General features: G+C 59.4%; 12 protein-coding genes and 3 pseudogenes. 11 read left to right on the forward strand and 4 right to left on the reverse strand.

The window, feature by feature from the left end; all coding sequences use genetic code 11:
- The first annotated feature begins 25 nt into the window (after window positions 1-25).
- Genes NWI01_RS16275 through NWI01_RS16305 form a run of 7 tightly spaced genes read left to right on the forward strand, consistent with a single transcriptional unit; the run spans window position 26 to window position 5,509 of the window.
- Window positions 26-487 carry a Na+/H+ antiporter subunit E gene (locus NWI01_RS16275; RefSeq protein ID WP_244613831.1) on the forward strand — a complete coding sequence of 154 codons (462 nt, stop codon included), beginning with the start codon at window positions 26-28 and terminating at the stop codon, window positions 485-487.
- Window positions 480-740 (forward strand): monovalent cation/H+ antiporter complex subunit F, encoded by a 261-nt coding sequence (locus tag NWI01_RS16280; RefSeq protein ID WP_141385008.1) that lies wholly within the window; start codon window positions 480-482, stop codon window positions 738-740. Before NWI01_RS16275 ends, NWI01_RS16280 begins: the two co-directional genes overlap by 8 nt.
- A 4-nt stretch (window positions 741-744) precedes the next feature.
- On the forward strand, window positions 745-993 hold the full coding sequence (locus NWI01_RS16285; protein WP_141385009.1) for a hydrogenase subunit MbhD domain-containing protein: 249 nt from the start codon (window positions 745-747) through the stop codon (window positions 991-993).
- Window positions 990-1,316, forward strand: a complete 327-nt coding sequence (gene mnhG, locus NWI01_RS16290) for a monovalent cation/H(+) antiporter subunit G (protein ID WP_141385010.1) — start codon at window positions 990-992, stop codon at window positions 1,314-1,316. The genes NWI01_RS16285 and mnhG overlap by 4 nt, the downstream gene beginning before the upstream one ends.
- Window positions 1,313-2,029 carry a hydrogen gas-evolving membrane-bound hydrogenase subunit E gene (gene mbhE, locus NWI01_RS16295; RefSeq protein ID WP_244613832.1) on the forward strand — a complete coding sequence of 239 codons (717 nt, stop codon included), beginning with the start codon at window positions 1,313-1,315 and terminating at the stop codon, window positions 2,027-2,029. Before mnhG ends, mbhE begins: the two co-directional genes overlap by 4 nt.
- 13 nt (window positions 2,030-2,042) lie before the next feature.
- The gene (locus NWI01_RS16300) at window positions 2,043-2,417 is read left to right on the forward strand and encodes a sodium:proton antiporter (RefSeq protein ID WP_141385011.1); all 375 of its coding nucleotides are present in this window, start codon (window positions 2,043-2,045) and stop codon (window positions 2,415-2,417) included.
- The gene (locus NWI01_RS16305; RefSeq protein ID WP_141385012.1) at window positions 2,411-5,509 is read left to right on the forward strand and encodes a proton-conducting transporter transmembrane domain-containing protein; all 3,099 of its coding nucleotides are present in this window, start codon (window positions 2,411-2,413) and stop codon (window positions 5,507-5,509) included. The genes NWI01_RS16300 and NWI01_RS16305 overlap by 7 nt, the downstream gene beginning before the upstream one ends.
- A gap of 149 nt (window positions 5,510-5,658) precedes the next feature.
- Here NWI01_RS16305 and NWI01_RS16310 read toward each other — a convergent pair whose 3' ends face one another.
- A complete protein-coding gene (locus tag NWI01_RS16310) occupies window positions 5,659-7,110 on the reverse strand; it encodes a GntP family permease (RefSeq protein ID WP_141385013.1) in 1,452 nt (483 codons plus the stop codon).
- A gap of 3 nt (window positions 7,111-7,113) precedes the next feature.
- Window positions 7,114-8,160 carry a patatin-like phospholipase family protein gene (locus tag NWI01_RS16315; RefSeq protein ID WP_141385014.1) on the reverse strand — a complete coding sequence of 349 codons (1,047 nt, stop codon included), beginning with the start codon at window positions 8,158-8,160 and terminating at the stop codon, window positions 7,114-7,116.
- A 177-nt stretch (window positions 8,161-8,337) separates the two neighbouring features.
- On the opposite strand from NWI01_RS16315, the pseudogene NWI01_RS19820 reads away from it, so the two are divergent.
- Window positions 8,338-8,436, forward strand: a pseudogene (locus tag NWI01_RS19820) (helix-turn-helix domain-containing protein); the annotation flags it as partial.
- Between the two features lie 107 nt (window positions 8,437-8,543).
- On the opposite strand, the gene NWI01_RS16325 reads toward NWI01_RS19820, so the two are convergent.
- On the reverse strand, window positions 8,544-8,849 hold the full coding sequence (locus tag NWI01_RS16325) for a DUF992 domain-containing protein (protein ID WP_141385016.1): 306 nt from the start codon (window positions 8,847-8,849) through the stop codon (window positions 8,544-8,546).
- Here NWI01_RS16325 and NWI01_RS19825 point away from each other — a divergent pair.
- Window positions 8,807-9,035 (forward strand): annotated as a pseudogene (locus NWI01_RS19825) (IS110 family transposase); the annotation flags it as partial. The gene NWI01_RS16325 and the pseudogene NWI01_RS19825 sit on opposite strands and share 43 nt — an antisense overlap.
- A 447-nt stretch (window positions 9,036-9,482) precedes the next feature.
- Here NWI01_RS19825 and NWI01_RS16335 read toward each other — a convergent pair.
- Window positions 9,483-9,773 carry a DUF3175 domain-containing protein gene (locus NWI01_RS16335; protein WP_141385017.1) on the reverse strand — a complete coding sequence of 97 codons (291 nt, stop codon included), beginning with the start codon at window positions 9,771-9,773 and terminating at the stop codon, window positions 9,483-9,485.
- 24 nt (window positions 9,774-9,797) lie between these two features.
- Here NWI01_RS16335 and NWI01_RS16340 point away from each other — a divergent pair, with 24 nt between their 5' ends.
- Both NWI01_RS16340 and NWI01_RS16345 read left to right on the forward strand, forming a co-directional pair.
- The gene (locus NWI01_RS16340) at window positions 9,798-9,992 is read left to right on the forward strand and encodes a zinc-binding dehydrogenase (RefSeq protein WP_141385018.1); all 195 of its coding nucleotides are present in this window, start codon (window positions 9,798-9,800) and stop codon (window positions 9,990-9,992) included.
- A gap of 459 nt (window positions 9,993-10,451) precedes the next feature.
- Window positions 10,452-11,374 (forward strand): annotated as a pseudogene (locus NWI01_RS16345) (IS630 family transposase).
- Window positions 11,375-11,417: the final 43 nt, after the last annotated feature.

The raw sequence follows: 11,417 nt of genomic DNA on the forward strand, positions 1-11,417 counted from the left end.
AAAGGGCATGTTCACTTGCTGGATCGTGCTGTTCGTGGTCTGGATGATCGCCAATTCCTCGATGGCTTGGGAAGTCGCGCTAACCGGGGGGGCGATCACCTTCGCCATTGCCCATGCTTTCGCTTCGGCCAGCGCGGCCTGGGGACGGGTGAACTGGACACCGAGCGCATTTTATCATTTCCTCGCCTACCTCGGCACCTTCATCATCGAACTGGTCAAAGCCAACATCAACATGCTGGCTTATGTCTATGCGCCGTCCATCGGTATCCGGCCCGGCATAGTACGGGTTCGCACCCGCCTCACGTCGCCGATCGGTCGGCTGGCGCTTGCAAATTCGATCGCGCTCACACCAGGTTCACTCGTTCTCGATCTCAAAGGTGATACGTTTTACATCCACTGGCTCGATGTCATGACCACCGATGCCGACGAAGCAGCGGCAATCCTGGTCGATCCCTTCGAGCGGCACCTCGAGAAAGTCTTTGGCTGAGCTCATCATTCAAATAGCCGCTGTCCTGATCTTCTTCGCCATCTTGTTCAGCGTGATCCGGCTTGTTCTCGGTAGAACCCTGGTCGACCGTATCGTCGCGGTTGACATGCTAACGGTCATTTCCATTTCATTGATTGCTCTCTACGCTCACGCCTCCGGCCGGTTCGCCTATATCGACGTTGCACTGGTCTACGGCCTGCTCAGTTTCCTGGCGGTGCTGGCGGTCGCTCGCTTTCTCGAGAAGGGATTTTAGATCAATGCTCGAGCTGCTGCTGCTTCTCGCCTGCGCTAGCATTCTCACGAGTGGCGTGCTTGCGGTCTCCTTGAAGAACCTGATGGCCGCCATGGTCAGTTCCAGCCTCGCCGGTCTCTTTGCTGCAGTCTCCTTTCTGCTGCTTGCCGCACCGGACGTCGCCATGGCTGAGGCGGCGATCGGCTCAGGCCTTACAACCTTCATTTTCCTCTATGCAATTCGCAAGACCCGAAGCGACGGAGACGCCGCGTGATCGAGTTGATCGGCAGCCTCGTCATCTTGGTCGGCGCGGTATTCCTGTTTTCCGCGGGGCTTGGCCTGTTGCGTATGCCCGACGCCTACACCCGAATCCAGGCAGGCACGAAAGCCTCCACTCTCGGCAACATGCTGGTGCTGGTAGGACTGGCCTTCTACCACCCCGGCTGGACCTTCAAGCTGATCCTGATCGTCTATTTTGTGTTGATGACCAATCCCATATCTTCGCATGCACTGTCCCGGGCGGCTCATCGTATCCGCATACCAATGGCGGGCTCAACGATCGTCGATACACTCGCCGAGGACGAGCGCCGCGAGTGAGCGAGAAACCCTTCATGATACGGCGAGTGATCGTCCTGTTTGTGGTTGGCCTGTTCGCCATCGTCTTCGCCCGGATGATCGGCGACTATAGCGAGTTGCAGGGACTGCGACCCCTCGCCGAATATTTCGTTTCGCGGGGACCGGTCGAACTCGGCGTCCCCAACATCGTCACCGGCATCCTCATCACCTATCGCGGATTCGATACCCTTGGCGAGGTCGCAGTCCTGTTCATGGTCGCGGCGAGTGTCGGGCTACTGCTTAAGAAGGATGGGCAAGCCGCCGACACAACGCCTGCCGATGCCGAAGAACAGCGACCACCGAGCGAGATCGTCAGCAGCGGAGCCACGGTCTTGCTCCCCGTGATTTTTGCTTTCGGCGCCTATGTTATCATGAACGGCCACCTCTCCGCCGGCGGCGGTTTCCAGGGGGGCGCAATCGTCGCCTCCGGCTCAATGCTGATGCTGCTGGCACGGCCGGACTCGAGCCTCAACGTCGCGGTGCTGAGTGTGATCGAGTCCTTTGCCGGCGTCATCTATGTCTGTATCGGCATTCTTGGCCTGGTGCTGGCGGGCGGCTTCCTCGACGGCCGTTTTCTGCCTCTCGGCGAGTTCGGCGCCTTCTTCAGCGCGGGTGCCGTGCCCGTGATCTCAACTCTCCTCGGCATCAAGGTCGGTGCCGAACTTAGCGTCATCATCGATCGATTCAGAAGCTAAAGAGATCGACGCCATGCTCACCGGATTGCCCCTGTCGACTATCCTGCTGGTCACAGGTTTTGGCTTGGCGCTGATCGGCATATGGGGCATCCTCGCGCATCGTCATCTCATGCGCATCATCATCGGCTTTGTGCTGCTCGACACCGGATTTCATATCGTCATGGTCGCTACCGGTTACGTGACCGGCGGCACCGCGCCGATTGTCGATAAGGCATTTAGCACAGCCGAGGCCATGCACAGCACCATCGACCCCGTTCCATCGGCGCTGGTGGTGACAGCCATCGTCATTGGCATGTCCGTCACGGCGGTCATGCTGGCTTTCGCTATTCGTCTCTACGAATCAAAGAAGACGCTTTCCATCGATGCCTTCACGGAATCGAAATGGTAGCGAGCCTCATCCACCCGTTGAACATTTTCATCGTCGGTCTCGGCGGCGGCTTTGTCATGCCGTTGCTGTATCGGCTCGGCAAGACATGGCTGGTAGCGGGGTTCTTCGTCGCGCTTGCAGGCATTACTGCTATTAGCGGACTGTCCTTCCTCGGTCTTCTGCAAGGTGGTGAAACAATCGAAATTCTCACTGCCGGAGCGCGGCCGCCGGTTTCGATCAGCCTGCGGTTCGGTATGTCGGAGGGCTTTTTCACTTTCAGCGTCAACTTGGTGGCGCTGCTCGGGGCGCTTCAGCTTTGGAAGCGCCTGCGCGGCAACTACGCCGCTCTGTTGCTTTATTTGATCCTGGTCATGGGCATCAACGGCATGGTGATGACCCGCGACCTGTTCGATCTTTTCGTGTTTCTGGAGATCGTCTCGATCGCCACCTACGGGTTACTTGGGCTCGATCGCGCGCCCGCAGCTCTCTCGGCCGCGTTCAAGTACATCATGGCCACGGTTGTCGCGTCGACCTTCTTTCTGCTTGGAACGGTGCTGATCTATTACGTCACCGGCACGCTCAACATCGACGACCTGATCGTCGGACGCGCCGCCATCACCGGTCCGATCGGCGCTACAGCGCTGTTGCTCGTGCTCGCCTGTCTGATCATCGAACTGAAGCCTTTCCCCGCAAACGGTTGGGGCCTTGATGTTTACGAGACCGCGCCGAGCGGAATCGCGGCGATGGTCTCGGTCGGCGTCTCGGCCGGTGTATTCTTTTCCTTGCTCAAGCTGCTCCCGTTGTTCGAGGGGCAACTCGATCTCATCGCCATCTCCGGCGGCGTCACCTTCCTGTTCTCCAATCTCATTGGATTGAAGCAATCCAAGGTGCAGCGGCTACTCGGCTATTCCTCGATCGGCCAGATGGGGCTGCTTACCCTCGCTTTGGCCCTGCTGCAGCAGATTGGAGCCCAGGCATCCGTTCCGTTGGTGGTTGGCGGCCTCTTCGTCAATCACCTTCTCGCCAAGGCCGGGCTGTTCTGGTTCGCCGGGCTGGCCCGATGCACGACCATCGAGGGAGGGTTAATCAGCCTGGCACGACGGCCGCTGATGATCGGGCTGTTGGGGCTCTTCCTGGTAGCGATCGCCGGCCTGCCGCCATTCCCCGGGTTCTGGGCGAAATGGGAGTTGGTGATGCGGTTGGCGGCGACCGGCAAGCTGCCGTGGATTGTGGTCATCCTTGTCGGCTCATTGCTCGAAGCAGCCTATATGTTCCACTGGTTCACCAAGGCGCTGCAGCCGCCCTTCGATGAGACCACGACGACATGGGACGGGCCAGCGCTGTTGCCAGTGTTGGGCACCGCGGCCCTTCTGGTTGCGACTGGTGTTGTCGCCGCCCACTTCTCAGGGATCAGATCGGCATGGATTTTCGCGCCGCTTGCTGTTGGCATCGCTCTCTACGGGCTCGACAGTCTGCCAGGCCGTGTCAAGGTTGCACTAATGCTCGTTACGGTTCTGCTTGTTGGTGGATGGCTTGCCTTTGCCGCCACGGGTATCGCCTGGCTCTTCGCGGTCCTGCTGCTCGCCGGCAGTCTTGTCATCGCCGCAGCCGGCCTTTATCGCGAAGATATACGACCTGGCTACTATCCCTTGCTGGCTGTGCTGTTGCTCTCGATACCGGCGCTGTTACGCTCCACGACCAGCCTGGAATTCTTCTTCAGTTGGGAGATCATCACACTCGCATCCTGCTTTCTCATCGCAAACAGCAGAGGCGGCGGACCTTTCGTGTTGACCTTCCTCTTGTTTTCCTTGCTGTCGGCCTTCTTTGTACTGGCTGGCTTTGCCAGCATCGCGTCAGTCAGCGGCACCACCGATCTCGACGCTTTGCTGACGCGCGGCCCCGAGGCGACCGTAGCTTTCATACTGCTTGCGACTGGCTTCCTCATCAAGGCTGGCGCGGTCGGCATGCATGTCTGGCTACCGGGAGCCTACGCCGAGGCAGACGACGACCTCACCGCTATTCTTTCAGGCGTCGTCAGCAAGGTGGCGATATTTGGCCTGTTGATCGGCACCTACGTTTCCATCCGATCGGAAACAGGCTTGGCGCTCGCCCATGCCGTGGCATGGATCGGCATGCTGACAACCATCACCGGAGCGCTGCTGGCTCTGACCGAAGACGATTTCAAGCGCTTGCTCGCCTATTCCAGCATGAGCCAACTCGGCTACATCATCACAGCTACGGCGCTGATGAGCCATCTCGGCTGGGTCACAGCACTGTATCTCGTCGCCAACCATATGATGGTGAAAGGCATTCTGTTCCTGGCATTAGCCAGCGTCATCTTGCGTACAGGCAAGCGACGTTTCGCCGAAACGGGCGGGCTCCGCCGCACCATGCCCGTTACTTTCGCGACAGTACTGATTGCTATCGTATCCATGTCTGGGCTCCCACCACTGATGGGTTTCGGCGGCAAATGGTTGCTGCTCGATGCAATGGCCGACAAGGGTTGGTATCTGCTCGCCGCCGCGGCCCTCTTTGCGACCTTTCTCGGCTTCCTCTACATGATCCGCCTCGTCAGTGGCCTGTTTTTTGGCGCAGCGAAACTCGACCAAAGAGAAATCTGCGAGGCCCCGTCGGCACTGTTGGTGCCGCAATTTATTCTGATCGCAGGTATCGTCGTGCTGTCGCTCTATCCCAAACTGCTCAAGGATCCTGTCTCGGCGGTGATCGATCCGCAATTTGCCGCGACGCTGGTCTGGAAGAGCATATCGCTCCAAGCTATCTACGACTATTGGAATCCGGCGCCCGTCATGATCGTCGCAGTAATGGTGGCGGCGGCGCTGTTCGCATTGGCTTGGATAGCTTATCGCAGCCGCCGGAACGACCAGGCCAACCTCGATCGATTCTTCATTTTTTGGCGCCCAGCTATGAGCCATAACCTCCCGCCCGTCGCCGAGATTTTCTGGCGGGGTGTCGCGGGCGTCGCACTCGGTATCGCAACAAACGTGCGGCTCATCTATACCGGCAACGGCCAGACTTATGTGTTCTATGTCTTGCTCTACGTCCTGGCTTTTTACTTCACCAGCACTGGCCTCGGCGGAGTGATTCCTGAATGATCGGACATGGTAACGGCGAACCGCAGTCAAACGAAAGCAAGCGATTTCCGTTTAACATCTGGTTCCAAATCCGTTGGCCTTGGAGAGATAGCGCCGCCGATTGACAGTTTCTTACTTTCGAGCGCTTATGGCTCTTTGTCGTCGTTGTCTCAGAACGATCCCAGTGTCGAGCCGAGTACGATGACCGCTGCCAACGCTATCAGTGCGCCGACGATACTGACGACGACGATATCAAGATAACTTTCGCGATGGGTTGATCCGCAGACCGCAAGCAGTGTCACCACGGCGCCGTTGTGCGGCAGGCTATCGAGCGTGCCCGCGCCGATCACCGCGACACGATGCATCAGCGCTGGATCGATGCCCTGCTGCGCGGCGATCTGCATGTAGGCCTCACCAAGTGCGTCGAGCGCGATCGTAAGGCCGCCGGAGGCCGAACCCGTGAGGGAGGCAAGTACGTTCGTCGCCACGGCAAGTGATACAAGGGGGCCGCCCTCGATTCCCAGCACCCAGCTCCGTACCAATTCGAACGCGGGCAGCGCTGCGATAACCGAGCCGAAGCCGACGAGGCTCGCGACGCTCAACACCGGCAAGGCGGAAGCATTGACGCCGGCATCCATCGATGCGCGCAGTGTAGGCAGGCGCCGATAGTTGACGGCGATGAGCACGACGATCGCGGCTGCAAGCGCGGTCGCCACGGCCCATACGCCGCCGACGGCCGCCAACGAGGTCGAACCCCAGGCTTCTTGGGCGAGCCAGGACGCGTCAAGGCGGGGCAACACGAACAGCGACATCAGCAGGTTGACGCCAAAGACCACCGCGAGCGGCAGTATGGCGACACCGATGGGAGGGGCGTCCTTGCTTTGATCGCCATGGAATATCTCGGCCGGGTCGAACGCGCCCGAGGTCGTGGCGCGCTCGCGAACGATAGGATCGTTCGCTGCGTCCGAGACCGCGGCTCCCTGTGTTCCATAGCCTTCGCCGTTGCGGTGCGCCTTGGCCTCGGCGCGGGACAGCCACCACAGGCCGAAGCCCAGTATGATGGTCGAGGCCAAAATTCCAAGGCCCGGCGCCGCAAACGGCGTGGTGCCGAAGAACGGCATCGGGATTGCATTCTGAATTGCCGGCGTTCCCGGCAGCGCCGACATCGTGAACGTGGAGGTGCCGAGAGCAATCGCCGCCGGCATCAGCCGTTTCGGAATTTGTGCCGCCCGAAACAACTCATGCGCCATCGGAGCGAGTACGAAGAAGGCCACGAACAGGCTGACGCCACCGTAGGTGACCAGCGCGCCTGCGAGAACGACCGCAAGGATCGAGCGTTGCGGACCGAAACGCGCGGTCATGAAACTGGCGATGGCCGACACCGAGCCGCTGTCCTCCATCAATTTGCCGAACAGCGCGCCGAGCAGAAAAATCGGAAAGAACTGCATGATGAAGCGTGCGGCGCTGCCCATGAACGTTTGCGTCCAGTGGGCGAGCAACGGTTCGCCTGCCAGTGCGGCCGCAACGACGGCGGCGGCTGGAGCGAGCAGGAGCACGCTCCAGCCGCGATACGCCAGCCAGATCAATAGTCCGAGGGCGATGAGAATTCCAAGCAGTCCCATGGGTTAGATCTGCCGCAATAGATCGTCGATATTGAGGGTGGAGCGTCTCCCGAGATCCATGGCGTGCGCCTCCAGGAAGGCCTGCGCCGACCTTCGCCCCTCCGCGTGCAGGAGAGTAAAGAAAGCCCATTCGGCGTTGAGCTTCGAAGACGCGCCGAGTTCGGTCAGCATCTCACTCCCGATCCGGTGGATTCGCATGCCTGCCCATTTTGCGCCCTCGGCGCCGCCGGGATCGGCGACCTGCCGCAGCAAGGCCATCATGCGCAGTTCTTTGAGCAGGACGGCGTTGAACGAAACCTCATTCAGCCTGTTCAGGATTTCGGCAGCCGACCGCGGCGGCTCCTTGCGCTCGACCGGATTGATAGTCACCAGAATGGTATCTTGCGAATTGCATTCACGGACCAGGGGCGTGATTGTCGGATTGCCCGAATAGCCGCCGTCCCAGTAGAGTTCGTTATCGATCTCGATAGCCTGAAACATCGTCGGCAGGCAGGCCGACGCGAGCAGAACCTCCGGCGTGATAGTGTTGTTCTTGAACACATGACCGCGGCCAGTCCGCACATTGGTGGCGGTGATGAACAGCTTGATCGGCGATGTTGCCAGCCGCATGAAGTCTACCAGATCGGCTAGAATTTCACGTAGCGGATTATTTCCCCTTGGATTCATCTGGTAGGGCGACACGAGGCGAGACATGAGATCCATAGCCACGTACATGGGCGACGAGTCCAACGTCCAGCGGCCAAGCATCACATCGAGCGGTCCGCGCTGGAACGGGCTGAAGCGCGCCGCGTCGGAGACCCGGCGCCAGAACGTCTTGAGTCCAATCCTTGCTCCGTTGGCCCCGCCTTTTGCGTAGCCGTCGGCTAGGACGGCGGCATTCATGGCGCCGGCCGAGGTCCCGGAAATGCCGTCGATCTGCAGCCAGGGCTCCTCGAGCAGCCGATCGAGCACGCCCCAGGTGAATGCGCCATGCGAGCCTCCGCCTTGCAGCGCAAGGTCGATGAGTACGGGGTCGCGCGTGACGGTGGCCTTGGTTGCTTCAGCGGGCATAGGACCTCGCGACAATCGTACTCGCAGCAAACGGCCACTGGACAATACGAGTTAGCATACAGCACTCAAGCACAACAGGCATATCTGGTAGGGGCGGGATGTCATAAATCGTTCACCGACAGATGTTTACGGCTTTCGAATGCTGAGTTGAGCCAGCACATCAGGATTGCGAAATTCGCCAAGGTTACGTCACGCGGAGCGCTCAATTTGATCCGCGATCTCAGCGTGCGCGAGATGACGGGGAGGGGACGCTATCGCGCCTGGGCTATCCTGTAAGGTAGCGCCTACGTTCACAGATCGTTGGAGCAGAGGTGCGGCTGGCGGGCGAACGCGGCTTCAGCTTGACCAGGTAAGCGTTATGATCGCGCGAAAACTGGAGTCCTTCACCGCTTCATGGAAGCGGTGAAGGACTCTATCTTTATGTTTTGACGCGTTTTTCTTGACGCGAACCGGATTTCATCCTTAGGGCTCAAGCCCGAGGACATGCTTCGCTCGAAAACGCTATAGCAAGAACGGCTCACGAAAGGACTGCCTCCGCCGGTCACTCCGAGGTCAAGACCGACGCGCCTGATCCGCCCCTCATAACTGTACTGCCGCCCGGAGTTTTCCGCCCGGAATTCGCAACGCAAGTCCTGCGCCGAGCCGAAATCCGCTCGCACGCCGCGTCCTGATCGAAGGAGCTTGGACATACCGCATGCCAGCGCGTGTCAGCCCGAAGCTGCACGCACGTTTGGAGGCGGAACCCAAGGCGGTGCGCGACATTGCGTGGAAGGCGCAAGTGCGGCTCTGTAATCGCTATCGGCGACTGGGCCGCCTCCGGCAAGGCGAAGGCCGTGGTTACCACAGCGATCGCACGTGAGATGGTCGGCTTCATTGGGCGATCGCACGTCACGTGCAGGAGAAATCTGCCACGGTGTGATCGCCGACCAAATCAAGGTGCCTGCCGCCGGAGGTGGGGCGCGGTTGGGGAACCCTCGCGACCTGTTATGAGCCGGCACTGCCGATGCTCGTCTTCTAGACCGAGGCAGCCCCGAGACGAAACCACGGTCATGCGGTATCCAACCAGCGCATGAGAGCTTGCTCAACCGTCGTCTTCGGCCCCGCCTCCTGCTGCAGGCACCACGCACTTGATGCCGGCCACGCCGCCGGAAGAATAACGCTCGTGCACACTCTTGACAGCGAACATGAGAGCAGGCTGTTGAAGAAGTGTCCGGTCTGGCTTTAGGATGGGTCGCGGCCGCGGAAGCGGGTCTTGTCCTGGTTGGCGACCGTCTTGATCTAGCCGAACGCTTCCTCAATGCGCTTGCGGATAGGGAAGTCCGTCAGTCCTCGGCGAGCCTTCCATATGCTCGGCGTAGCTCGTCCTTTGCGTCTTCCAGGACCTTCTTGCGCTTCGCAGGAAGATTCCTGCCGGCGCGATTGACGTAGAAGGTCAGCATGGACATCGCCGAGCGAAAGGGTTCGGATTTGCGGTTTTCGCTCTTGTCGGCCGATCGCTTCAATGATGCCGCAATCTCTTTTGGGTTGTCCTTTTCGAACACGTGCGGCTCCAGTTCGAGCGCATCACTGTGCTCCGTGACTTCCGCCGACCATTTCTTTGTCTTGTTGGGCATGCGAAACCTCCGAAGGTTTGGTCTATGGGGTTCTTGATCTCCCGTGGGAAGCTTCGACGGTGCTCCGAACTGGCGGAGCTTGCGCAGCTCATCGAACAGAGAAAACTTGAGCCGATCATCGACCGTGTTTTTCCATTTTCCGAGATCGGTAAGGCGATTGCGTATCTGGAAGCCGGCCAGGCCAAATGCAAGGTGGTGGTGCGGATGCGAGAGGAATAGCGTCGATAGCGGTCCGGTGCCGATGGATGCGTTTGTGTTTCCACATAGTCATGCGTTCCGATGCGGTCGCGTTTCCGTTGATGACGATCGTCTCAATCTCGACCTATCGCATAGCGAAGGAAACAGAGGTCGCGGACCTAGCGTCTCGTCCTAGACAATGACTGCTACTGGCGTTAGAGCACGTATGGTAGCGACGTCAGGCGCCACGCAATGTTGCCAACAACAGGTACTGCGTTTGACTTCAATTCGCCTGCTCGATGCCGAACGTTTCGATTGCTTGATAGCATGCCGTCTCATATGCCGGGATGGTAGCGATGACTGATTGGTGGGAGAATGCGGCGTGCCTCGCTCGGTGCGCTGCCCCGTTTGATAGTCTAGAGCCTCGGGTTGTCATTTGGCATCGGAAGTGATTCCCGAATCGGGCTGCAAATGCTTCGATGTATGCGGAGGTGATTTGCCATGCCGCATCCTTTGTCGAACGACCTTCGTGAACGTGTTGTGGCGCATGTCGAGGCGGGGCATTCCTGTCACCATGCGGCGGAGCGCTTCGGAACTTCGGTGTCTTTCGTCGTCAATTTGATGAAGCTCTGGCGGCAGACCAGCCGGGTTGATCCACGGCCTCGCGGCGGCTTCCGGCATGGCAAGCCCGCGCCCCATCGGAACTTTATTCTCGCTGCTGTGGCGGCCCGCGATGACATCACCATGCCTGAGCTAGCGTAAGAACTGTCGAAAGCCAAAGGCGTCAAAGCCGACCCGTCGACCTTTTCGAAGTTCCTGATCGCCTGCGGGCTCAGCTTCAAAAAAACTCTTCGGGCCAGCGAACAAGACAGACCTGAACTGGTCAAGGCTCGCTCCGCGTGGAGAACGGCCGCCAGCCCATCATGCGCGAACAGCGCGAGCGGCTGGTCTTCATCGATGAAACAGGCACGACAACAAAAATGATGCGCCTGCGTGGACGCTCAGCAAAAGGCACACGCTTGAACAGCAAGGCTCCCTTCGGCCATTGGGGCACACAGACCTTCGTGGCGGGCCTCAGGTGCGACGGCCTCGTCGCCCCCTGGGTCATCGATGCTCCAATGAACCGGGTGATCTTCGAGACCTACGTCGAAACCCAACTCGCGCCCACCCTCAAGTCAGGCGACGTCGTCATCCTCGACAACCTCTCCAGCCATAAAAGTGGGCGGACCGAAAAAGAGATCCGGGCCCAAGGCGCATGGCTCCTGTTCCTGCCTCCCTATAGTCCGGACCTCAATCCAACCGAAATGGCCTTCGCAAAACTCAAGGCCCATCTACGCGCCAGGGCTGTCAGAACCATCGACCATCTTTGGAAGGCCATCGGCAACATCTGCGCCATCTTCAAGCCGCAAGAGTGCTCAAACTAATTCAATGCCGCTGGATATGGATCCAAATGAACGCCCGAGGCTC

The organism is Nitrobacter winogradskyi (genome assembly GCF_006539545.1).
Classification (GTDB): Bacteria; Pseudomonadota; Alphaproteobacteria; order Rhizobiales; family Xanthobacteraceae; genus Nitrobacter; species Nitrobacter winogradskyi_A.

Coding starts and splice junctions, on each gene's coding strand:
- NWI01_RS16285 (WP_141385009.1), top strand. CDS start 745: ATGCTCGAGCTGCTGCTGCTTCTCGCCTGCGCTAGCATTCTCACGAGT.
- NWI01_RS16300 (WP_141385011.1), top strand. CDS start 2,043: ATGCTCACCGGATTGCCCCTGTCGACTATCCTGCTGGTCACAGGTTTT.
- NWI01_RS16305 (WP_141385012.1), top strand. CDS start 2,411: ATGGTAGCGAGCCTCATCCACCCGTTGAACATTTTCATCGTCGGTCTC.
- NWI01_RS16310 (WP_141385013.1), bottom strand. CDS start 7,110: ATGGGACTGCTTGGAATTCTCATCGCCCTCGGACTATTGATCTGGCTG.
- NWI01_RS16315 (WP_141385014.1), bottom strand. CDS start 8,160: ATGCCCGCTGAAGCAACCAAGGCCACCGTCACGCGCGACCCCGTACTC.
- NWI01_RS16325 (WP_141385016.1), bottom strand. CDS start 8,849: ATGTCCAAGCTCCTTCGATCAGGACGCGGCGTGCGAGCGGATTTCGGC.
- NWI01_RS16335 (WP_141385017.1), bottom strand. CDS start 9,773: ATGCCCAACAAGACAAAGAAATGGTCGGCGGAAGTCACGGAGCACAGT.
- NWI01_RS16340 (WP_141385018.1), top strand. CDS start 9,798: ATGGGGTTCTTGATCTCCCGTGGGAAGCTTCGACGGTGCTCCGAACTG.